The organism is Priestia sp. 40, assembly GCF_049368575.1.
Taxonomy (GTDB): Bacteria; Bacillota; Bacilli; order Bacillales; family Bacillaceae_H; genus Priestia; species Priestia zanthoxyli.
In genome coordinates this window covers 207,893-231,226 of record NZ_JBMPZA010000017.1, presented here as the reverse complement: position 1 = coordinate 231,226, position 23,334 = coordinate 207,893, and the positions used below count along the sequence as shown (strand labels likewise).

General features: G+C 38.1%; 23 protein-coding genes. 16 read left to right on the top strand and 7 right to left on the bottom strand.

Annotated features, from left to right (window positions below):
- Positions 1-4: 4 nt before the first annotated feature.
- The gene (locus ACO1DI_RS20905; protein ID WP_371905474.1) at positions 5-250 is read left to right on the top strand and encodes a YkuS family protein; all 246 of its coding nucleotides are present in this window, start codon (positions 5-7) and stop codon (positions 248-250) included.
- A gap of 35 nt (positions 251-285) precedes the next feature.
- Here ACO1DI_RS20905 and ACO1DI_RS20900 read toward each other — a convergent pair whose 3' ends face one another.
- Positions 286-1,149: a mechanosensitive ion channel family protein gene (locus ACO1DI_RS20900; protein WP_014461007.1), complete on the bottom strand. Its 864-nt coding sequence runs from the start codon at positions 1,147-1,149 to the stop codon at positions 286-288.
- A 356-nt stretch (positions 1,150-1,505) separates the two neighbouring features.
- On the opposite strand from ACO1DI_RS20900, the gene ACO1DI_RS20895 reads away from it, so the two are divergent.
- The 7 genes from ACO1DI_RS20895 (at position 1,506) to ACO1DI_RS20865 (ending at position 8,443) form a co-directional block, all read left to right on the top strand.
- Positions 1,506-2,054, top strand: a complete 549-nt coding sequence (locus tag ACO1DI_RS20895) for a peroxiredoxin (RefSeq protein ID WP_014461006.1) — start codon at positions 1,506-1,508, stop codon at positions 2,052-2,054.
- Positions 2,055-2,155: 101 nt separating this feature from the next.
- On the top strand, positions 2,156-2,602 hold the full coding sequence (locus ACO1DI_RS20890) for a TlpA family protein disulfide reductase (protein WP_014461005.1): 447 nt from the start codon (positions 2,156-2,158) through the stop codon (positions 2,600-2,602).
- 187 nt (positions 2,603-2,789) lie between these two features.
- The gene (gnd, locus tag ACO1DI_RS20885) at positions 2,790-3,686 is read left to right on the top strand and encodes a phosphogluconate dehydrogenase (NAD(+)-dependent, decarboxylating) (protein WP_014461004.1); all 897 of its coding nucleotides are present in this window, start codon (positions 2,790-2,792) and stop codon (positions 3,684-3,686) included.
- 129 nt (positions 3,687-3,815) lie between these two features.
- A complete protein-coding gene (locus tag ACO1DI_RS20880; protein WP_423145601.1) occupies positions 3,816-3,965 on the top strand; it encodes a hypothetical protein in 150 nt (49 codons plus the stop codon).
- A 108-nt stretch (positions 3,966-4,073) separates the two neighbouring features.
- The gene (locus ACO1DI_RS20875) at positions 4,074-5,810 is read left to right on the top strand and encodes an ABC transporter ATP-binding protein (RefSeq protein WP_423145588.1); all 1,737 of its coding nucleotides are present in this window, start codon (positions 4,074-4,076) and stop codon (positions 5,808-5,810) included.
- A 15-nt stretch (positions 5,811-5,825) separates the two neighbouring features.
- Positions 5,826-7,631 carry an ABC transporter ATP-binding protein gene (locus tag ACO1DI_RS20870; protein WP_371905475.1) on the top strand — a complete coding sequence of 602 codons (1,806 nt, stop codon included), beginning with the start codon at positions 5,826-5,828 and terminating at the stop codon, positions 7,629-7,631.
- A 149-nt stretch (positions 7,632-7,780) separates the two neighbouring features.
- Positions 7,781-8,443 (top strand): potassium channel family protein, encoded by a 663-nt coding sequence (locus tag ACO1DI_RS20865; RefSeq protein ID WP_014461001.1) that lies wholly within the window; start codon positions 7,781-7,783, stop codon positions 8,441-8,443.
- A gap of 42 nt (positions 8,444-8,485) precedes the next feature.
- On the opposite strand, the gene rnjA is transcribed toward ACO1DI_RS20865, so the two are convergent.
- A complete protein-coding gene (rnjA, locus tag ACO1DI_RS20860) occupies positions 8,486-10,153 on the bottom strand; it encodes a ribonuclease J1 (RefSeq protein ID WP_013056048.1) in 1,668 nt (555 codons plus the stop codon).
- 5 nt (positions 10,154-10,158) lie between these two features.
- On the bottom strand, positions 10,159-10,368 hold the full coding sequence (locus ACO1DI_RS20855; protein WP_013082289.1) for a DNA-dependent RNA polymerase subunit epsilon: 210 nt from the start codon (positions 10,366-10,368) through the stop codon (positions 10,159-10,161).
- Positions 10,369-10,917: 549 nt separating this feature from the next.
- Between ACO1DI_RS20855 and ACO1DI_RS20850 the strand changes: the two genes are divergently transcribed.
- The gene (locus ACO1DI_RS20850) at positions 10,918-11,700 is read left to right on the top strand and encodes a Cof-type HAD-IIB family hydrolase (protein ID WP_042992243.1); all 783 of its coding nucleotides are present in this window, start codon (positions 10,918-10,920) and stop codon (positions 11,698-11,700) included.
- Between the two features lie 29 nt (positions 11,701-11,729).
- Here the strand turns inward: ACO1DI_RS20850 and def are convergent, their stop codons facing one another.
- Positions 11,730-12,284, bottom strand: a complete 555-nt coding sequence (def, locus tag ACO1DI_RS20845; protein WP_013056051.1) for a peptide deformylase — start codon at positions 12,282-12,284, stop codon at positions 11,730-11,732.
- Positions 12,285-12,458: 174 nt separating this feature from the next.
- Positions 12,459-12,569 carry a YjcZ family sporulation protein gene (locus ACO1DI_RS20840; RefSeq protein WP_016763434.1) on the bottom strand — a complete coding sequence of 37 codons (111 nt, stop codon included), beginning with the start codon at positions 12,567-12,569 and terminating at the stop codon, positions 12,459-12,461.
- Positions 12,570-12,738: 169 nt separating this feature from the next.
- Here ACO1DI_RS20840 and ACO1DI_RS20835 point away from each other — a divergent pair, with 169 nt between their 5' ends.
- From ACO1DI_RS20835 to ACO1DI_RS20810, 6 genes are all read left to right on the top strand, one after another.
- On the top strand, positions 12,739-13,404 hold the full coding sequence (locus ACO1DI_RS20835) for a YkyA family protein (protein WP_182421722.1): 666 nt from the start codon (positions 12,739-12,741) through the stop codon (positions 13,402-13,404).
- Between the two features lie 580 nt (positions 13,405-13,984).
- On the top strand, positions 13,985-15,100 hold the full coding sequence (gene pdhA, locus ACO1DI_RS20830; RefSeq protein WP_013056054.1) for a pyruvate dehydrogenase (acetyl-transferring) E1 component subunit alpha: 1,116 nt from the start codon (positions 13,985-13,987) through the stop codon (positions 15,098-15,100).
- Positions 15,101-15,103: 3 nt separating this feature from the next.
- Positions 15,104-16,081 carry an alpha-ketoacid dehydrogenase subunit beta gene (locus tag ACO1DI_RS20825; RefSeq protein WP_013056055.1) on the top strand — a complete coding sequence of 326 codons (978 nt, stop codon included), beginning with the start codon at positions 15,104-15,106 and terminating at the stop codon, positions 16,079-16,081.
- 102 nt (positions 16,082-16,183) lie between these two features.
- Positions 16,184-17,485 carry a dihydrolipoamide acetyltransferase family protein gene (locus tag ACO1DI_RS20820; protein ID WP_099330765.1) on the top strand — a complete coding sequence of 434 codons (1,302 nt, stop codon included), beginning with the start codon at positions 16,184-16,186 and terminating at the stop codon, positions 17,483-17,485.
- Positions 17,486-17,488: 3 nt separating this feature from the next.
- A complete protein-coding gene (lpdA, locus tag ACO1DI_RS20815; protein WP_013082295.1) occupies positions 17,489-18,901 on the top strand; it encodes a dihydrolipoyl dehydrogenase in 1,413 nt (470 codons plus the stop codon).
- 240 nt (positions 18,902-19,141) lie between these two features.
- On the top strand, positions 19,142-19,384 hold the full coding sequence (locus ACO1DI_RS20810) for a hypothetical protein (protein WP_014460997.1): 243 nt from the start codon (positions 19,142-19,144) through the stop codon (positions 19,382-19,384).
- A gap of 43 nt (positions 19,385-19,427) precedes the next feature.
- On the opposite strand, the gene ACO1DI_RS20805 is transcribed toward ACO1DI_RS20810, so the two are convergent.
- A complete protein-coding gene (locus tag ACO1DI_RS20805) occupies positions 19,428-20,948 on the bottom strand; it encodes a glycine betaine uptake BCCT transporter (protein ID WP_115653368.1) in 1,521 nt (506 codons plus the stop codon).
- A gap of 393 nt (positions 20,949-21,341) precedes the next feature.
- On the opposite strand from ACO1DI_RS20805, the gene ACO1DI_RS20800 reads away from it, so the two are divergent.
- Complete coding sequence (locus ACO1DI_RS20800) at positions 21,342-21,467, top strand: GapA-binding peptide SR1P (protein WP_013056059.1); 126 nt, start codon at positions 21,342-21,344, stop codon at positions 21,465-21,467.
- Positions 21,468-21,504: 37 nt separating this feature from the next.
- Here the strand turns inward: ACO1DI_RS20800 and ACO1DI_RS20795 are convergent, their stop codons facing one another.
- Positions 21,505-22,980 (bottom strand): aminotransferase class I/II-fold pyridoxal phosphate-dependent enzyme, encoded by a 1,476-nt coding sequence (locus ACO1DI_RS20795; protein ID WP_028414107.1) that lies wholly within the window; start codon positions 22,978-22,980, stop codon positions 21,505-21,507.
- Positions 22,981-23,334 lie beyond the last annotated feature (354 nt).

The window sequence follows — 23,334 nt, the reverse complement described above, 5'->3', positions numbered from 1 at the left end:
AACGATGGCACGAATTGGTGTAGAATACGGTTTAACAGATGTACAGGCTGCGCTTCAGCAGCTCGGACATGAAGTGGTACAATTACGCAACGAAAGTGATGCACAAGGGTGCGATTGCTGTGTTGTAACAGGACAGGATTCAAACGTAATGGGGATTTCCGATGCAGTAACGCAAAGCTCAGTTATTACAGCTAGCGGATTAACGGCAGAAGAAATTTGTCAGCAAGTAGGCAATAAAGTACAAGGATAAAAGAAAGCCGAAGGAATAAATCCTTCGGCTATTTTTTATGCATGCTGAGGCTGCTTGGCATCTTCAGGCTGCTTTTTATCAATATTTACTTGATGAGGGAACGGAATATCAATACCGTTTGCGTCAAACGCTTCTTTAAACTCTTTGCGAAGCTGACGTTCAACCCCCCACTGTTCACCGTTTTTAGCTTTGCCAACTACACGAAGCACAACGTCCGATGCGCCTAGACCTTGAACTCCTATCACGCTTGGTCCTTCTACAATGTTTTCATTTGTTGCAGCAACGCGCTCGCATACTTTTTCTAGTACTGAAATAGCTTTGTCAATATCATCATCATACGAAATACCAATATCAATCAACGCGCGCATATTGCCTCGGGAATGATTGCTTAAACTTGTAATTTCACGGTTAGGCACATAGTGTAGAGTTCCGTCAAATCCGCGAATTTGAGTAGTACGAAGACCTACTGATTCGACAATTCCTGAAAAACTTCCGGTTGTTACATAGTCGTCAACATCAAGCTGTTTTTCAAGAAGTAAAAAGAAACCTGTTACAACGTCGCTAACCAGTCCTTGAGCACCGAACCCGATTGCTAGACCCACAACTCCGGCACCAGCTAATAAAGCTGTCGCATGGATATTTACTGCTTCAAGCAGCATGACGACAAAAATAAAAATAAGTACATATGAAAACACATTAACGGTTAAACTTTTGAGTGTGAGCATACGTCCGCGCGTAGTATTTTCACGCTCACTCATTTTTTCAAAGGAACGTTCAATAACTTTTTTACCAATTGCTCGTACCAGTAAAAATACAATGGTAATGGCAATGAGTTTTAACACAATAACTCCAGCATTGGTAAGAAGCTGTTCCCAGTTGATGTCTTGCATCTTAAACATTAGTTGTTCATCCTTCCTATGTTCTGTTTCAATATTAATAAGTGGGAATTTATTCTGTGGAAAAGATTTTGTAAGAGTATGAGCACATTTGTTTATTCCCGATATTAGACATGCTAAACTGAGAAGGTAAATAAATGCAACCCTTTTATAGCATTTTTTTGCTGAAGTCAGGGTTTAATTTGCCCTAAAGGCGGGCATAACAACTATGTTACCATTATAAGATGTTGTTTAAATTCATTCTTAATTAATATTGACTAAAAAAACAATATCCATTATAATGAAAACCGTTATAACAGTACATAAGTGAGAATGTTTTATACATTTTCTCATTTAATAATTATTTGGAGGGATCATGTATGCCAGAACGTATGGTAGGTAAACAAGCTCCACGCTTTGAAATGGAAGCTGTATTATCAAACAAAGAATTCGGTAAAGTTAGCTTAGAAGAAAATATTAAAAATGACAAATGGACAGTATTATTCTTCTATCCAATGGACTTTACATTTGTATGTCCAACAGAAATCACTGCACTTTCTGACCGTTATGATGAGTTTGAAGATCTTGACGCAGAAGTAATCGGTGTTTCTACAGACACAATCCATACACACTTAGCTTGGATCAACACTGATCGTAAAGATAATGGTTTAGGTGATCTTAAATATCCATTAGCAGCTGATACAAATCACGTTGTTTCTCGTGAGTACGGCGTTTTAATTGAAGAAGAAGGTGTAGCACTTCGCGGTTTATTCATCATCAGCCCAGAAGGCGAATTACAATATTCAGTTGTAAACCACAACAATATTGGCCGTGACGTTGATGAAACTTTACGTGTTCTTCAAGCGTTACAAACTGGCGGACTTTGCCCAGCGAACTGGAAACCAGGTCAAGCTACTTTAAACGCGTAAGCACAACGTTTAAAAGGTCTAACGTCCACGTTAGGCCTTTTTTCATCGGATAATAGAGAACGTATAGTTAATAATAGTAAAAACAAGGGAGGCTTTTATTCATGAAATTACGTCAGCCAATGCCTGAGTTAACGGGCGCTACAGAATGGTTAAACGGAGAGGTAACAAAAGAGCAGCTAATCGGCGAAAAGCCAACGCTTATTCATTTTTGGTCAGTAAGCTGTCATCTATGTAAAGAAGCAATGCCTCAAGTAAATGAATTCCGCGACCAATACAAAGATCAATTAAACGTAGTAGCTGTTCATATGCCGCGTTCTGAAGACGATTTAGATTTAGAAAAAATTAAAGAAGTAGCAGCAGAACATGATATTACGCAGCCAATTTTTGTCGACAGTGAGCATAAATTGACGGATGCATTTGAAAATCAATATGTACCGGCATATTATGTATTTGACAAAACAGGTCAGCTACGCCACTTCCAAGCTGGCGGAAGCGGTATGAAAATGCTTGAAAAACGCGTGAATCGTGTATTAGGCGAGAACGAATAAATACAGGCAGTTGTAACAGGTGAAAAGCATTCGATGCTTAGTAGAACTTGCATCGAATGTTTTTCTTTTTTGTGTGTAGGAAGTAACTGATAAAGGAAATATAAAAATGTGGATTTTTTCTTGTGAGTTTACACCATACTAACACTAACAACATGATACGAAACTTACTATTGGAGGTAATTTACATATGAAATTAGGTATGATTGGCTTAGGAAAAATGGGAGCAAACTTAGTATTGAATTTACTAGATCATAACCATTCTGTGGTAGCATTTGATGTGAACAACGAAGCCGTACAGAAAGTATCAGAAAAGGGAGCAGAAGGCGCTTCTTCCATTAAGGAATTAGTAAGCAAATTAGAAAAACCACGCATTGCTTGGGTAATGGTTCCGGCTGGAGAGCTAACAGAAAAAGTAATTTCTGAGCTTCAAGAACTACTTGAAGAAGGAGATATGATCATTGAAGGCGGTAATTCCAAGTATAAAGATTCTGTACGACGTGCTGCAGCTTCTGCTGAAAAAGGAATTCACTACTTTGATGTTGGAACAAGCGGCGGAATGGAAGGTGCCCGAAACGGTGCTTGTATGATGATTGGGGGAGATAAAGAAGCATTTGCTACAATCGAACCTATTTTCCGCGACATCAACGTAGAAAACGGCTATCTTTATTCAGGCGCAGCAGGAAGCGGTCACTTCTTGAAAATGGTTCATAACGGAATTGAGTACGGCATGATGCAAGCAATTGCTGAAGGCTTTGATGTGTTAGAGAAAAGTGAATTTGACTATGACTATGAAGCTGTAGCCCGCGTATGGAACAACGGCTCTGTTATTCGCTCATGGCTAATCGAATTAATGGAACGTGCATTTTCAAAAGATGCAAAACTTGACAGTATTAAAGGCGTTATGCATTCTTCCGGTGAAGGAAAATGGACGGTTGAATCAGCTTTAGATTTACAAGTGCCAACGCCAGTTATTGCTCTATCTTTAATGATGCGCTATCGCTCGCTTGAAGATGATACGTTTACAGGTAAAGTAGTTGCCGCTCTTCGCAATGAGTTCGGCGGACATGCAGTGGAAAAACAATAAAAAAAGAGTCTGGGACAAAAGTATTTTAGACGAAGTGAAAAACGAACCATTGTTCAACATGTTTGATTAGTGGTTCGTTTTTTTGTTTGGGTGAATAGTTTCGTCTATTTAGATCTTTCTAGCAGTTGATTGGAGGGAGTGCAAGAAGAAGACTCCGGCGAAAAGCGAAGTCTTGCACGGAAATCAACTGCGGTATCACAAGCAGTTCAACTGATATATTTCATTTGCTCGTCTTTAGATTGGATTCATTTAATTATATCCCAACCTCTTTTTTTATGACTATTTACCTTTTTTTGAAAAAATATTTAAAAATTATGGTAATTTATTTCGGGAACCGATATATTTAAATATGTGTGCCGCATTTTAGTTAAAGGAAGGACGGGGTATATGGAAACGTTTAAAAAACTAAAAGATTTTTATTTGCCGTACCGAATGTACTTTTTTTATTCTGCTATTTGTTTGTTATTTGTAACCTCCATCACTGTGATTTACCCTATTGTGTTGCAATATACGATTGATCATATCGTGTTAGGAAAACAATATCAGCTAGTCGATAATGTAGCATTTATTTTTATTGGACTGATGATCATCAAGGGAATCTTTACATATATTCAGCAATATTACGGCGACTTATTTGGAATTAAGTCCGTGTATACTCTTCGCAATAAACTTTACCGCAAACTTCAGTATTTACCGTTTTCTTACTATGACAATGCTAAAACAGGGGACTTGATGTCCAGGTTGACAGCTGATGTAGAAGGATTTCGTTTTTTTCTATCTTTTGGCTTCTCAGAATTAATTCGCTTCGTTATTTTACTTACTGCCAGCTTTTCCGTTATGTTCTATTACTCTATTTCACTCACTCTTGTCACAATCTTCCTGCTGCCTTTTTTGGGGGTAGCTGTTTATTGTTTTGATAAACGCGTTCATCCAGCGTTTCGCTTAATTCGTCAATCGTTTGGGGAACTTAATACAAATGTTCAAGAAAATATAAGCGGCATACAAACGGTCAAGTCATTATCAAGAGAGAAATTTCAAACCTCTAAATTTAATGATTCCAACGGAGTTTATAAAAATCGAAACATTGAAACAGCCAATGTTTGGGCAACTTATTTCCCCTTAATGGAGTTTATAGGAAACTTATCTATTGTTGGTCTCCTTGCGTACGGAGGAGCGCTTGTTATGAACGGAAGCGTACGTCCGGGGGAGCTTGTTGCTTTCTTTAGCTTAACCTCTTATTTAATGTGGCCGATTATGAATCTAGGTTTTGTTATCAATATGTTTTCACAATCTAAAGCTTCAGGTGAAAGGCTGCTAGAAATTTTAGAAGAAGAAGAAAAAGTCCATGAGCATTGCGGAAGTTTTTCTATTAATGGAACGGTGGAGTTTCAGCATGTTAGCTTATCCTATCCAAATGAGGATAAAAAATCCCTTGAGAACATATCGTTTTCTGCTTCTAAAGGAAAAGTTGTAGGTTTAATTGGAGCAACTGGAGCCGGCAAAACAAGCTTAACACAGCTGCTCACGAGGTTTTACGAACCGACTTCAGGACAAATTTTAGTTAATCATCGTCCGATTAAAGAGTATCCGCTCCCTGTTCTTCGGAAAGAAATTGGCTTTGTACTTCAAGAAACGTTTTTGTTCTCAAGCAGCATAGGAACCAACATCTCCTATGGCGTGCCGGGTATTTCCAGAGAAGACATTGTTGATGCTGCAAAACGAGCGCAGGCGCATGACTTTATTATGGAACTTCCGGATGGATATGACACGATGCTGGGAGAGAGAGGACTGGGGTTATCAGGCGGACAAAAGCAGCGCATTGCGATTGCACGAGCGCTTATCTTAAACCCTAGTATCTTAGTATTAGATGATGCGACAAGTGCCGTTGATATGAAAACAGAAAGAGAAATTCAATTGGCTTTAAAAGAAGTGATGAAAAATCGTACGACGTTTATTATCGCACACCGCCTTTCTTCTTTGCGACATGCCGATGAAATTTTGGTTTTACATGAAGGTCAAATAAAAGAGAGAGGAAGCCATAAAATGCTCATTCAAAAGCAAGGGATTTATAAAAATATTTATGACATTCAATATGAAAGCAATACGTCGGTGATGAACGTATAACAAGGGAGGAATAGAATGGAAGCCGAAAAAAATAAAGTTGTGCGAGAGCGCTTTTATTATCAAACAGATCAAATCATTGATAAGATGTTTAACTGGAAGCAAATGGCCCGCTTGTTTCGTTATCTTCATCCATATCGAAAAAACTTGCTTCCTTTCTCGTTTCTTATGGTCATTATCACGACGATTATTAGACTCGCTATTCCTATTTTGATAGGTGTCTACACGCTTGATCACGCTGTAAAAGATAAGAATAGCACGCTGCTCATGCAGTTAGTTTTCATAATCTTTAGCTTGTATGTCCTATCTTATATTGCGAATGTCTTTCGAATTAAATGGATGAACCAGCTTGGGCAGCACGTTATATATGATTTAAGAAAACATTTATTTACGCATGTTCAAGGGCTGTCGCACCGGTTTTTTGATACGCGTTCAGGAGGCTCTATTCTTGTAAGGATTATGAATGATATTAATTCTCTTCAAGATTTATTTACCAACGGGGTAGTTAACCTGTTTATGGACCTCTTATTGTTAGTTGGCATTGTGGTTATATTATTTTCTCTCAGTCCTACTTTAACATGTGCTGTTTTAGTCATTTTACCGATTATGTTCTTCATTTCTACAAAGTTGAGAAGAAAAATTCGCCGGTCGTGGCAAGTTGTTCGTATGAAACAGTCCGTATTAAATTCACATTTAAATGAGAGTATTCAAGGCATTCGCGTCACCCAATCATTTGCTCAAGAACAAGAAAACATGCTGTTTTTTGAGCGCATAAACAGTGAAAACTACGAGAGTTGGAGGCAGGCTACTCGAAAAAATGCCATGTTTCGACCGTTTGTAGAACTCACAAATGCTGTCGGAACGGCTATTTTAATTTGGTTCGGTGCTGTACTTATTCAAGATGAACGGCTAACAATTGGTATTTTTGTATCATTTGCTTTTTATCTTGGAATGTTTTGGGAACCGATTTCTCGTTTAGGGCAAGTGTATAATCAATTATTAATGGGAATGGCTTCATCCGAGCGTATTTTTGAATTTTTAGATGAAAAACCTCTCGTCGCAGATTTGGAAACCGCTACGTCTTTAGAGGATATGAAGGGAAAAGTTGAGTTCAAGCACGTTTCATTTTCTTATGATGGGAAGCGGAAAGCTTTAAACAACGTATCAATTGAAATAAAAGAAGGCCAGACGGTTGCTTTAGTGGGGCATACTGGATCTGGAAAAACGTCCATTGCTAATTTAATCACACGTTTTTATGATGTGAACGAAGGGCAGATTTTAATTGATAATATGCCTATTCAAAATATTACGTTAGCGAGTTTACGAGCGCAAATTAGTATTGTGCTGCAAGAAACCTTTATTTTTTCAGGAACCATTATGGAAAACATTCGGTTTGGAAAACCGAATGCTACTGATGATGAAGTGATTAAGGCCGCAGAAGCGGTAGGGGCTGGTGATTTTATAAAGCGTCTGAAAAAAGGCTATGATACGGAAGTAGAAGAGCGAGGAAACGTCTTATCCGTAGGAGAGTGTCAACTGATTTCATTTGCTCGAACGCTGTTGGCTGATCCTCGTATTATCATTTTAGATGAAGCGACAGCAAGCATCGATACAGAAACAGAAGTGAAGATTCAACAAGCGCTTAAAACGCTGTTAAAAAACAGAACTGCCATCATGATTGCTCATCGGTTATCTACTATACGAGAGGCAGATAACATCATTGTATTAGATCACGGAAGCATTATTGAAACAGGCAATCACGGGGAACTAATGCTACAAAAAGGCGTATATTATTACCTTGTCCAAACCCATGCTACAGCTTAAAAAACAGAAGGAGCTGATCCTTCTGTTTTTCTGTGAGAAATAGTAAAGAGATATAAGCGTTGTTAACGGGAAAATGAGGTTGATAAAAAAGAATTGTGGTAAAATAACGGTAGTTCAGATTTTTTCCTGTACATAATGGAGGAATTTAAATGAAAAAAGAATTTGCAGTCATCGGATTAGGTAGATTTGGAGGAAGTATTTGTAAAACATTAAGCGATCAAGGAATGGAAGTTCTGGCGATTGATATTGATGAAGAAAAGGTAAATGAGTATGCTAACGTTGCTTCTCACGCAGTAGTAGGCGATTCAATGGATGAAGGGGTTCTAAAAAGTTTAGGAATTCGTAATTTTGATCATGTTATCGTAGCTATTGGTGATAATATTCAGGCGAGTATTTTGACGACCCTTATTTTAAAAGAGCTGGGCGTTGAAAAAATAACGGTAAAAGCGCAAAATGATTATCATGCCAAAGTATTATCAAAAATTGGCGCCAATTTTATCGTGCATCCCGAACGAGATATGGGACGAAGAATTGCCAATAACATGATTTCAAACAGCGTGCTAGATTATTTAGAGCTATCTGAAGAACACAGCATTGTCGAATTAGTAGCAAGCAAAAAAATGGCTGGCAATACGCTGATTGAGTTAGACATTCGTGCAAAATATGGAATTAACATTGTAGCCATTAAGCGCGATCGAGATATCATCGTCTCTCCTCAAGCGTCCGAAACGATTCAAGAAGGGGACGTGTTGATTGTTATTGGAGCAGATGCAGATATCAACCGCTTCGAAAATAAATTTGCCAGTGCCTAATAAAAAAGAGCGGATGCAATTGCATCCGCTCTTTTTCTTTTATTAAACCTCCATAATGATTGGTAAAATCATTGGACGGCGCTTTGTTTTTTCGTAAAGGAATGGAGCCAATGTGTCTGTGATTTCATTTTTAATTTCAGACCATTGTGACGTACGACGTTCCATTACTTTGTTCAAGTGTTTTGTAATAAGAGATTGTGCATCATTAATTAAGTCGCCAGATTCGCGCATATAAACAAAACCACGAGAGATAATGTCTGGACCAGCAGCGATCTTGAAGTCTTTCATATTGATGCTTACAACCACAATAACAAGACCTTCTTCAGATAAAATGCGGCGGTCACGAAGTACGATATTTCCAATGTCACCAATTCCGCTTCCGTCAATATATACAGAGCCTGAAGGGATTTTGCCGGCTACTGAAGCTTCGCTGTCGCTTAAAGCTAGCACCTCTCCATTATCCATAATGAAGCAGTTTTCTTCAGGAACTCCACAGTCTGTTGCAAGTTTGATGTGCATCTTCTGCATGCGATACTCACCGTGAATTGGCATAAAGTATTTTGGTTTCATCAAACGAAGCATTAATTTTTGCTCTTCCTGTCCGCCGTGTCCAGAAGTATGGATATCGTTTAGAGCACCGTGAATAACCTCTGCTCCTGCACGGAATAGCATATCAATTGTTTTGCTAACACTTACTGTATTTCCTGGAATAGGTGAAGATGAGAATACAACCGTATCTCCAGGGATAATTTGAATTTGGCGGTGAGTACCATTTGCAATTCTAGATAGCGCTGCCATCGGTTCACCTTGGCTGCCTGTACATAAAATAGTCACGCGGTTAGCTGGAATTCGGTTAATTTGAGAAGGCTCAATGAACGTATCTTTTGGACATGAAATATATCCAAGTTGTTGGCCAATCTCAATAGCTGCTTCCATACTGCGTCCGAATACAGCAACTTTACGGTTATGCAATACGGCTGCTTCCACTACTTGCTGTAAGCGGTGAATATTTGAAGCAAACGTTGCAAAAATAATACGGCCGTCTACTTTACGGAAAATGTCATGAATGCTGTCACCTACGCGGCGCTCAGACATCGTAAAGTTAGGAATTTCACTGTTTGTACTGTCTGAAAGCAAGCATAGAACGCCTTCTTTACCGATTTCAGCCATTTTTGTTAAGTTAGCCGGTTCGCCCACTGGTGTAAAATCAAACTTGAAATCTCCTGTATGTACGATTTGTCCGTTTGGTGTTTTTACCACAATTCCGTAAGAATCAGGAATACTGTGAGTTGTGCGGAAGAACGTTACCGATGTTTTGCGGAATTTAATTACGTCATCTTCAGTAATTTCATGAAGCTGAGCTGTACGAAGCAACCCATGCTCGTCTAATTTATTGCGAAGAAGCCCAAGGGCTAATTTCCCTGCATAAATAGGAATGTTTAATTCTCTTAATAAGTAAGGAATTCCGCCGATGTGATCTTCATGACCGTGTGTAACGAAAAGGCCACGGATTTTATCTGCATTTTTTACCAAATAACTGTAGTCAGGAATAACGTAGTCAATTCCTAAAAGCTCATCTTCAGGGAATTTAATTCCTGCATCAATAAGAATAATTTCATCTTGAAACTGTACGGCATACGTATTTTTACCGATTTCGCCTAGTCCACCCAGGGCGAAAACTGCCGTTTGATTATTTTTTACAAATTTCATTTTCATCATATCTCCAATACTTTAAAATCTTCATGCTGTTGTTCATATTCTAGATAGTCTCCAGTCACTGCTTGAACAAACTCAATATTAATTGAACGCGCTTTTAACTTTTGACGAACGTCACGCTCAGAATCTGCGTTCACATACACTGTTTTTGTATTTTCACGTACAGCTACTTCACTCATTTTTTCTTGAAAATAAACTTTAAAAATCATAACAAAAATCTCTCCTTAATTCCGAAATTCAAATAACTTATTTTATTATATTATAAAATGTGTATGTATTTCATGTATTTTCTAAAGAAACTTGCTTTCACTACATTTTAGTCATCTAAATATAACAAGTCAATTAATTATAGAATAATATTAATAGGAAACGGATACAAGACTATATTTTCCGGGCGTATAAAAAATAAGGGCTATTCCATTGTACGATGCAGACACACACTCTGCAAATTTTACAACAGAAAGCCCTAAAAAAATCGATTATGCCATCGTTTTTTTACGCAATAATTCATTCCAGCGTTTTAGCAGCCTTTTTCGAAAATCTTTTAACATGATTTTTCAGCTCCTTTGTTTTTTTGCGATACCTGCCTGTCTCTCTCTGTACTTTTATTATATGATGAAAAGGGAGAGGTTTCTCGTGGTTAAATATGGAAAAAATGTAAATAAGAACGTCCATTTATAGAGAAACGAGCGCTTGTTTGATATAATTGGAAAGGCTTAACAAAGAGATAAAAAATTATAAAAAATAAGGTGATAAACGTGGAACGAAAGATTATTTTTTTTGATATTGATGGAACGTTATTGGATCATGATAAAAAACTGCCTGCTTCTACAAAAAAAGCTGTCCAGCTGTTAAAAGAGCAGGGGCATGAAGTGGCAATTGCAACTGGAAGGGCTCCTTTTATGTTTAAAGATCTGCGTGAAGAGTTGGATATTCAAACATATATTAGCTTTAATGGTCAGTACATTGTTTTAAATGGAGAAGTTCTTTACAAAAACCCGTTAAATAAAGAAGAGCTTCAGGATTTAACGGCTTTTGCTGTTGAGCATGATCATCCTGTCGTATACATGGATCATGAAGATATGAAATCAAACATTGAATTTCATGATTATATCGAATCCAGCATCAGCACGCTGAAAATTGGATTTACCCACCCTCACCACGATCCTGCTTATTTCAAAGGACGTGAAATTTATCAATCCCTCTTATTCTGTACAGCGGGAGAAGAAGCTCCTTATGAAGAAAAATTTAAGAAATTTGACTTTATTCGCTGGCATGAATTTTCAACTGATGTTCTCCCAAAAGGTGGATCAAAAGCGCGAGGAATTGAGACCATGATTGAAAAGCTTGGCTTTGACAAAAAAGATGTATATGCATTCGGAGACGGCTTAAACGATATCGAAATGCTTGAGTTTGTAGGAAATGGCGTAGCGATGGGAAATGCGGAAGAAGTCGTGAAAGAAGTTGCTGATCTTGTTACAAAAGATGTAGCAGAAGATGGTATTCTCCACGGATTAGAGCTAGTAGGATTATTAAAGTAAGAAAAAACGCGAGCGCTAGCTCGCGTTTTTTAGCGTTCATATGGAAAAGCATTTTCAGGTTCTTGAAATGGATTTTCTTTATTGATGTAATCATAAAACATAATTCCGTCTAAATGATCAATTTCGTGCTGAAATACGACAGCAGGAAGGCCTTTTAAACGAATTTTCACTTCTTCGCCTTCAAGCGTTGTGCCTTTTACTGTGATACGTGCATATCGAGGAACAAATCCTGGGATATCTTGATCGACAGACAAGCAGCCTTCACCGCCTGTAAGGTATGTCTTTTCTACTGAGTGGCTAATGATCTTAGGGTTAAATAATGCATAGCTGTATAGCTTGCCTTTTTCATCCGTAACGTGAACCCCAATCATTCGTTTTGATACATTAATTTGAGGAGCGGCAAGCCCGATACCAGATCGCAGGCCATATTTAGCAGCAATCTCAGGATCTTGGCTGTTTTTTACATATTCTAATAAGCTATGTAAAATCTTTTTGTCTTCTTCAGAAGCAGGTAACGGTACTTCTTTTGCTACTTCTCGCAGCGTTGGGTGTCCGTCTTGAATAATATCGTTCATTGTAATCAACTTTCACATCTCCCTAGGCTATTTTATAGGTATAAAGTGTACCAAATCCGTATAAAAAAGTCATTACCTCGACCTTAACCACATAAATGTTTCTACTAATTATATGTATCAAACATATGGAAAAACATGCACAAGAAAAAATAAAAGCGGCCGTTAGCCGCTTTTATTGTATAATTACCAGCCGCCACAGCTGCAGCCGATAATAACTAATAAAATGAACAGTACGATTAATAACACAAAACCTTTATTAGAACCGCCGCAGCCATATCCACCATAACCCAACATAATGTAACCTCCCGTAGTTATCAATCCCAAGGTAAAAAGTAATAAACTCCCTTTTTTTCACGATTGGGTTAGTATAATATATTAAAAGGTGGAAAAAGGGTGTAGATAAATTGCTAATTTCCTACAAAAATTGTATAATGACCCATGAATAAGGGAGGATTTACCAGATATGAAATGCGTCGGAAGATATATAGTTATCGGCATTGCTGCTATGTCACTAGCAGGCTGTGCAGAAGGCTCATCGCCTGAGCTTGAGGTATATAATGGATTAGAAAAAGTGGTAGCACAAGAAAAGCAATTTGCTGATCAGCAAAAACCGTTAGCTGATTTAGAACAGCAAGAAAATGCGATATACGACCAAATTATTGAGCTAGGGATTAAAGATAAAAAGAAAATAAAAAATAAAGCACAAAAAGCGCAGCAGTTATTAGATGAGCGTGAAAATAAATTACAAAAAGAAGAAAAAAGCATCAGCGCTTCGCAAAAACAGTTTGAAGCGACAGAGCCAAAGATCCAAAAGCTAGAGGATGGCAAAGCAAAAGAAGAGGCGCTTGAACTATCTTCGTTAATGAAGAAGCGTTATAAGGCCTACCAATCCTTACATGATGCCTACCTTCATTCCATTGAATTAGATCGTCAGCTATATACGCTCTTTGAAAAAGATAATGTGAAATTAGAGAATCTTGAAACACAAATCGCTTCGATCAATGCTACTTATAAAGAAGTTGAAAAGAAAAAAGAAACGTTTAACACATTAACAGCTGACTATAACAAAGCCAAAGAAGATTTTTATAACAAAACGAAGTTAAAGGTGAAAAATAACGAGGATAAATAAGAAGGCCTGTGAAGTTTACAGGTCTTTTTTTTGGCTGAAAAGGAAGGTTTTCTGAAATAAAGAAAGAGTTTCGACATGATTCAAGTAAAAATTACAAAAGGTTATTGTTTTAAAAAATCGTTTATTTGTGGCAAGATAGGAGATGTGCAGACGTAAAAAAAGAGAAGGTTATTATAAAACATATAATACAGTTTGTGTCTGTGTAATAGTACAGCATGTCTTTTTTATGTGTTTTATTTCACAAACTAAAAAAGCGTAATTTCTTGATGTAAATGCATTGACGAACTGTTTTAGTGTATTGTAAACTAGGTAGCGTAGTAAGTGTTGTATTAATCATTTTTGCAAAATAATTAATACAGTTTAACGAAACGCTCGTTTCGCTTAAACTTTCCTTTTACGTAAATGTTTGCACAGAATTCGCTGGGGAATACATAGAAATGTTAAGGATTAGCGAATTCAAAAAGCTACTCGACAAAATATGACTTTTACTTGTCCATTTGGGACATTCTAAAAGCGTGTATGTTTGTTTGATTAGTAAAATGAATTTATACGGCTTAAATGAAAGGAAGAGGTGACTTAGATGGCTGCTAAAACTAAAAAGGCTATTATTGATGTATCAAAGCAACTTGATAAAATCGCTGAGCAGTACCAAACGTTCCAAATTCTTAATGAAGAGGGCGAAGTAGTAAATAAATCAGCGTTGCCAGATTTATCTGACGAAAAATTAAAAGAGTTAATGACTCGCATGGTATACACACGTATTCTTGATCAACGTTCAATTTCATTGAACCGTCAAGGTCGTTTAGGTTTCTATGCACCAACTGCTGGGCAAGAAGCTTCTCAAATCGCTTCACATTTCGCATTAGAAAAAGAAGACTTCATTTTACCTGGGTACCGTGATGTGCCTCAGTTAATTTGGCATGGTCTTCCACTATATCAAGCGTTCTTATTCTCTCGTGGTCATTTCCACGGTAACCAAGCGCCAGAAGGTGTAGATGTACTTTCTCCACAAATCATCATCGGTGCACAAATCGTGCAAACTGCTGGTGTGGCACTAGGTCTTAAAAAGCGCGGTAAAAAAGCAGTAGCAATCACTTATACAGGTGACGGCGGAGCTTCACAAGGTGACTTCTACGAAGGTATGAACTTCGCAGGTGCATTCAAAGCTCCAGCAATCTTTGTTGTACAAAACAACCGCTTTGCAATTTCAACACCAGTTGAAAAGCAATCTGCAGCACGTACAATCGCTCAAAAAGCAGCGGCTGTTGGTATCCCAGGCGTTCAAGTAGACGGTATGGATGCACTAGCAGTATACGTTGCAGTAAGCGAAGCTCGTGAGCGTGCAGTAAACGGTGAAGGTCCAACTTTAATTGAAACATTAACTTACCGTTATGGTCCACATACAATGGCTGGTGACGATCCAACTCGTTATCGTACAGCTGAGCTTGACACTGAGTGGGAAAAGAAAGATCCACTTGTTCGCTTCCGTAAATTCTTAGAAGCTAAAGGCATCTGGAATGAAGAAGAAGAAAACAAAGTAATCGAGCAAGCTAAAGAAGATATCAAACAAGCTATTAAGAAGGCTGACGATTATCCAAAACAAAAAGTTACAGATTTAATGGAAATCATGTACGAAACTATGCCTTCAAACTTACAAGAGCAATATGAAATCTACAAAGAGAAGGAGTCGAAGTAAGCCATGGCGCAAATGACAATGATTCAAGCGATTACTGATGCGTTACGCACAGAAATGAAAAACGACGAAAACGTATTAGTTTTTGGTGAAGACGTTGGCGTAAACGGTGGAGTATTCCGTGCGACTGAAGGTCTTCAACAAGAATTCGGCGAAGATCGCGTATTCGATACGCCATTAGCTGAATCTGGTATCGGTGGTCTTGCTGTGGGTCTATCGACTCAAGGTTTCCGTCCGGTTCCTGAAATTCAATTCTTTGGTTTCGTATACGAAGTACTTGATTCTGTATCAGGTCAAGCTGCACGTATGCGCTACCGTTCTGGCGGCCGCTGGAATGCACCAATCACATTCCGTTCACCATTTGGTGGAGGCGTTCATACACCAGAACTTCACGCTGATAGCTTAGAAGGTATCGTAGCATCTCAACCTGGTCTAAAAGTTGTAATTCCTTCAACTCCATACGATGCAAAAGGTCTTTTAATTTCATCAATCCGTGATAACGATCCGGTTGTATACTTAGAGCACATGAAGCTTTACCGTTCATTCCGTCAAGAAGTACCTGAAGAATCATACACAATTGACTTAGGTACAGCTGATGTGAAACGTGAAGGTACAGACGTAACGCTTATCGCTTACGGTGCAATGGTACACTCATCATTAAAAGCAGCTGAAGAACTAGAAAAAGAAGGTATCTCTGCTGAAGTAGTGGACTTACGTACAGTTCAACCTTTAGATATCGATACAATTCTTGCATCAGTTGAAAAAACTGGTCGCGTAGTAGTAGTTCAAGAAGCTCAAAAACAAGCTGGTATCGCAGCTAACGTTGTAGCTGAAATTAACGATCGTGCAATCTTAAGCTTAGAAGCACCAGTATTACGTGTAACAGCACCGGATACTGTGTTCCCATTCTCTCAAGCTGAGGGCGTATGGTTACCAGACCACAAAGATATCGTTGAAACAGCTAAGAAAGTACTTGAATTTTAATTAGCATTTTACTGTGATAGAAATCAGCTTTGTGCTGATTTCTGTCTTAGATAAAATAAACACTAACAAATTGAACGCAACTAACTAGGAGGGTGAAGACACGTGGCATTTGAATTTAAACTGCCGGATATCGGTGAAGGTATCCACGAAGGTGAAATTGTAAAATGGTTCGTAAAAGCTGGAGATGAAATTGATGAGGATGATGTACTAGCAGAAGTACAAAATGACAAAGCTGTTGTTGAAATCCCATCTCCTGTAAAAGGTAAAGTATTAGAAGTAAAAGTTGACGAAGGTACAGTAGCTACTGTAGGACAAGTTATCGTTACTTTTGATGCTCCTGGATACGAAGACTTAAAATTCAAAGGTGACGATCATGATGATGCACCAGCAGAAGAAGCTAAAGAAGAAGCTTCAACTCAAGAAGTGACTGAAGAAGCAACAGCTCCTGCAGCACAAGCTGATGTTGATCCTAACCGTAAAGTAATTGCTATGCCTTCAGTGCGCAAATATGCTCGTGAAAAAGGTATAGACATTAAAGCTGTTCCTGGTTCAGGTAAAAACGGACGTATTGTTAAAGATGACATCGATAGCTTCTTATCTGGTGGTTCTACAGCTACAGCAACTGCTGAAGCTCCAGCTAAAGAGGAAACTGCTTCAGCTGAACCAAAAGCAGCAGCAGCACAAGCTATTCCTGAAGGCGACCTACCAGAAACTCGCGAGAAAATGAGCGGTATCCGTCGTGCAATCGCAAAAGCTATGGTTAACTCTAAACACACTGCTCCACACGTAACATTAATGGATGAAATCGATGTAACAGCTCTTGTTGCTCATCGTAAAAAATTCAAAACAGTTGCAGCAGATCAAGGTATTAAATTAACATTCTTACCTTACGTGGTAAAAGCGTTAACTTCAGCACTTAAGAAGTTCCCAGCTCTTAACACTTCAATTGATGATTCTACAGATGAAGTAATTCAAAAACATTACTACAACATCGGTATCGCTGCTGACACTGAAAAAGGTCTTTTAGTACCAGTTGTGAAAAATGCTGATCGTAAATCTGTATTCGAAATTTCGGATCAAATTAACGACCTTGCTGGAAAAGCACGTGATGGTAAATTAGCTCCTGCTGAAATGAAAGGCGCTTCTTGTACAATCACAAATATCGGTTCTGCTGGTGGACAATGGTTTACTCCAGTTATCAACCATCCAGAAGTTGCAATTCTAGGTATCGGACGTATCGCTGAAAAACCAGTTGTACGCGACGGTGAAATTGTAATTGCTCCAGTATTAGCATTATCACTAAGCTTTGACCACCGTATTATCGATGGCGCAACAGCTCAAAACGCTCTTAACCAAATCAAGCGTTTATTAAATGATCCAGAATTATTATTAATGGAGGCGTAATAAATGGTAGTAGGAGATTTCCCAATCGAAACTGATACTCTTGTCATTGGTGCTGGCCCTGGTGGCTATGTTGCAGCAATTCGTGCAGCTCAATTAGGTCAAAAAGTTACAATCGTAGAAAAAGGTAATCTTGGAGGCGTATGCTTAAACGTTGGTTGTATTCCTTCAAAAGCATTAATCGCTGCAGGTCACCGTTTTGAACACGCTAAACATTCTGAAGACATGGGGATTATCGCTGAGAATGTAACAGTTGATTTCTCTAAAGTTCAAGAATTCAAAAACGGCGTTGTAAACAAACTTACTGGCGGTGTTGAAGGCCTTCTTAAAGGTAACAAAGTTGACATCGTAAAAGGTGAAGCTTACTTCGTTGACAGCGAAACTGTACGTGTAATGGATGAAAATTCTGCACAAACGTACAAATTCAAAAATGCTATCCTTGCAACTGGTTCTCGTCCAATCGAGATCCCTGGATTCAAATTCTCTGAGCGCGTAATCAACTCTACAGGTGCATTAGCGCTTAAAGAAGTTCCTAAAAAATTAGTTGTAATCGGCGGAGGTTACATCGGTACTGAGCTTGGTACTGCTTTTGCTAACTTCGGTACAGAAGTTACATTTGTAGAAGCTGCTGATGAAATCTTAGCTGGTTTTGAAAAACAAATGAGTTCACTTGTTAAACGTAACCTTAAGAAAAAAGGAAACGTTGAAATCTATACAAAAGCAATGGCTAAAGGTGTTGAAGAAACTGCTGACGGCGTACAAGTTACGTTTGAAGTAGGCGGAGAGTCAAAAGTGATCGATGCTGACTACGTATTAGTTACTGTAGGCCGTCGTCCTAACACTGATGAGCTTGGTCTTGAGCAAGTTGGCGTTAAAATGACTGACCGTGGTCTTATCGAAATCGATAACCAAACTCGTACATCTGTAAGCAACATCTTTGCAATTGGTGATATCGTAACTGGACCACCACTTGCACACAAAGCTTCTTACGAAGGTAAAATCGCAGCTGAAGTAATCGCGGGCGAACCTGCTGAAATTGACTACTTAGGAATTCCAGCAGTTGTATTCTCTGAGCCTGAGCTTGCATCTGTAGGTTATACTGAAGCACAAGCGAAAGAAGAAGGATTAGCTGTTAAAGCTTCTAAATTCCCATTTGCTGCTAACGGACGTGCGCTTGCACTTAACGCTGCAGAAGGCTTCTTAAAGCTTATCACTCGTAAAGAAGACGGAGTAGTTGTTGGTGCTCAAATCGCTGGACCTAGCGCATCTGACATGATCGCTGAGCTTGGTCTTGCTATCGAAGCTGGCGTAACAGCTGAAGATATCGCATTAACAATTCACGCTCACCCAACATTAGGTGAAATCACAATGGAAGCTGCTGAAGTAGCTATTGGAAGCCCAATTCACATTGTAAAATAATGAAAAAGCTGATGCATATGCATCAGCTTTTTTTTTGAAGAAAACAGTTTTCATAAAGTATCAGATGCTTGTCAGACAGTTTTTGTTGCTAATGGGTATACTCCTTTAGAAGAAACGTGTAAAAAGCGCTGAGGCAGTCTTAAATGAGCTCTAGATGCATACATATGAAGTGGGACGTGCTTTCCTTATAGATAAAAAATTGCTCTTTTGGATAACGAATGAAAAGGCGGCGAAGGAGCTATGAAGACGTATTTCGTTTGGAGCTTACACATTGTTATTTGGATGGGGTATTCACTGGTTGAATTGTTATCAAAACGTGATCAATTGACATCTAAAATTATTTTATTTTTAGTATTTGCTTATTTAGCTTACGGTATAGCAGAAATGAACGTTAAATCTAAAAGACTGGCACTTATGATGACAGGCACAACGTCAGCTGTCTGCTTGACATGTTATCAACTAATTTTATTTTGCATGGCATAACATAAAAAAAGGGTTCGCTTATATAAGCAAACCCTTTTTTATGTTACACAGATTTTTTTTCTTTTTTCAATGCAGCTTCTTCTTTAAATGCCTTCATTAATGAGAAGACCGTTAGCACCAGAACAATTGAGAATGGAAGTGCTGCTATAATCGCAGCTGTTTGGAGCGCATCCAAACCACCTGTCCAAAGCAGAATAATTGCTGTTAACGATTGAATTAAGCCCCATGTAAGTTTAATAGAGCCTGAAGGATTTAAATCACCATTTGTTGTCTGCATTCCTAAAACAAATGTAGCTGAGTCAGCTGATGTAATGAAGAATGTAGCAATTAAGCAAATAGCGACAATGGACATGAACGTACCAAATGGAAACTGTTCAAGTACATAGAATAAAGCAACTTCTGTTCCCTTATTGTTGATAACATCCATAACAGGAAGATCCTTAAAAAAGTCTAAGTAGACCCCAGAACCTCCGAATACAGCAAACCATAATCCACCAAATACGGTCGGAACAGCTAGTACACCAATTAAAAATTCTCGAATAGTTCTACCTCGTGAAATACGAGCAATGAACGTACCAACGAACGGTGCCCAAGCGATCCACCATGCCCAGTAGAAAATTGTCCAATCTTGAACCCAGGTGCTGTTATCAAACGGGCTCAATCGAAAACTCATCGACGGCAAGTTTTGAATGTAGCTTCCAATTGTTGTAACGAATAAGTCCATAATGAAGTTGGTTGGACCTGCAAATAACAAGAATAGCATTAACAGAATAGCTAAAACGATATTAATGTTACTCAAATACTTAATACCTTTGTTCAGACCCGTCTGTGCTGACAGCATGAACAAGAACGTCACGATAATAATAACAATTAATTGAGTCGTGAAATTATTATCAATACTTGGCGACAAGTAAGAGGCTCCACCGGTAATTTGAATAGCGCCCAGTCCTAGAGATGTTGCCACCCCAAAAACAGTTGCAAATACGGCGATGACGTTTATGGTCGTTCCAAGAGGTCCATCAACACGTTTTCCTAATAGTGGACGTAAAATATTACTGATTATGAACGGGTAACCTTTTCTAAATTGAAAATATGCAAGGGCCAATGCAAGAACGGAATAAATAGCCCAAGGATGTAAACCCCAGTGGAAAAACGAATAACGTAGAGCTGCACGAGCTGATTCTGCTGTACCGCCTTCACCAGAAGGTGGAGTATGAAAATGATTGATTGGTTCTGAAACACCCCAGAATACAAGTCCAATTCCCATACCAGCACTAAATAACATGGCAAACCACGAGACATAGCCATACTGAGGCTTTTCGTCAGGTTTACCTAGTTTAATGTTTCCGTACTTTGAAAAAATTAAGTACAGCGTAAAAACTAAGAATAATGTAGCTGCTAATAAGTAATACCAGCCAAATTTCTCGATGATAAAACTATGTATTGCCGATGTGACAGGTGTAAGCGCTGCGCTTCCTAGCACAGATTCCGGAATAACACCCCATACGATAAATACTGCAGCAATAATAACCGAAATGATAAAAACGGGAGTTAGTTTTTTCATCGATTATCACTCCTTTCCTATTCTATTTTACATAACATAGTTTCTCATATAACCTTTTTAGCTATACATGAAACCACATGGTTATACATTCTAGTAAAGTTTGTATGAAATGTCTACCCTATTAGTAAGAAAAAACATCAAGAGCCCAAATTCTTATTTTTCGTAATTATTTTAAAGTGCTGAAATAGATTTGAAATTAGACATTGTTTTTTCATATAAATAGAGATGATGCTATGCGTTCAGCTTTTTGAAAACAAACATAATATTTATGAGAAAAATATTTTTAATGTGACATACTAATTAGTTGTTGACATATTTAATGTGACATAATAATATAATATCAAGAGTTGTAAAACGCTTACAAAAAAAGATGGTTAAAGGGGAGTTTACAAAATGGGAACAATCGTATGTCAAACATGTAACTGCACAATTGATCATTTCGAAGATGAGAAAGTGACGCGATTATACTCAACATGTAAAAGCGGAGAATGTCAAAAAGCAGATGAAGACTTAGATTAATTTAATAAAAAAAAGGTGCGGAACTTCGCACCTTTTTTTATTGAATTGCTTTATGTTCTTTAATGACACGAAATGTTTTTAATTCAAAATCTTCCGGACCTTGCACTGGTAAACCTGCCTCTAAGTTTGTTTCAATGTAGGTTAAATTTTCCTCAGTGATGATTTCCCCAGGAATAAAAATAGGAATACCAGGAGGATAGACCATCACAAATTCTGCAATAATACGACCTGCCGACTCATGAAAAGGTACCACTTCGGTTTCCGCGTAAAAAGCATCACGAGGTGTTAAAGCCAATACAGGAATATCAGGTAATAAAATAGCCGGTTTTGCCGTTGTCTCAGAAAGATTATGGAACTTTGCAGATAACTCACGCAGAGCTGTGACCAGACGTGAAAGATCTTCTTCTGTATCTCCAGGCGTGATAATGCATAGAATATTATAAAGGTCAGACATTTCAACTTCGATATTATGAGCTTCACGCATCCATTTTTCTACGTCATAGCCCGTAATTCCTAAATCTGAAACAGAAATAATTAATTTAGTAGGGTCTAAATCATACGTAGCTTTTGTGCCTAAAATTTCTCTGCCTATACATCGGATGTGCTCAATTGTATTAATTTCTTTTCGTGCTTTTTCAGCAAGAGAAATTGCACGTTCAGCCAGCTCTTTTCCTTCTGTTGCTAAACGTTTTCGTGCAACATCTAAAGAAGCCAGCAGCAGATAAGATGTTGATGTTGTTGTCAGCATGCTTAAAATAGACTGTACACGTTTTGGAGAAATTAAGCCTTCGCGTATGTTTAGAATTGAACTTTGCGTCATAGAGCCGCCTAATTTATGCACGCTTGTTGCTGCCATATCTGCACCGGCCTGCATAGCAGACAGAGGCAAATCATCATGGAAGTGAATATGAACGCCGTGAGCTTCATCAACAAGTACAGGTACTTGATACGAGTGGGCAATTTCTACGATTTTACGAAGGTCTCCCGAAATTCCAAAATAAGTTGGATTGATAACAAGCACTGCTTTTGCTTCAGGATGCTGCTTTAAGGCTTTTTCTACAGAGTCCGATGTAATACCGTGAGAAATGCCAAGATTTTCGTCAATTTCAGGGTGAATAAAAATAGGCGTAGCTCCTGAAAAAACAATCGCACTCATAACAGATTTATGCACGTTTCTAGGAACGATAATTTTATCTCCAGGCCCACATGTCGCCATAACCATTGCCATAATTGCTCCGCTCGTTCCTTGAACAGAGAAAAAAGTATGGTCAGCACCAAATGCTTCTGCAGCTAAATCCTGCGCTTGTTTGATAATGCCTTTTGGTTGGTGAAGGTCATCAAGAGGACCGATATTAATTAAATCAATGGATAAAGCATCATCGCCAATAAATGAGCGGAATTCAGGATCCATTCCATTTCCTTTTTTATGTCCAGGGATATGGAATTGTGTTGGGTTTTTCTTAGCGTGATTAACCAATCCAGTAAATAATGGAGTTGAAAATTGAGAAGACAACTTTGCTATACACCTCTTTTATTATAAATTGTCAGTCCCTCTAAGCAAAGCTTAGAGGGACTTTGATTGTTTTTTATCAAATTACAGCATTCAATTTTATATACCAAAAACTAGTGGCTGTTGAATTCTGCATATTAAAATATCAGATCTTTTTTCCTATAAAAGAAATTCAACAGAAATTCTACTCGGCAGTTTTCTTGATTTTAACCATTATATAAATGAATGAAACGTGTATGTTTACTACTGCTTGATAATATAAATACAATTTTTAGTTAAAAAAATACAAGTAATTGTAAACTGCTTATTACTCATTATTTTATAGTTCTTTATGTTTTGAAAATCCCCATAAAACAA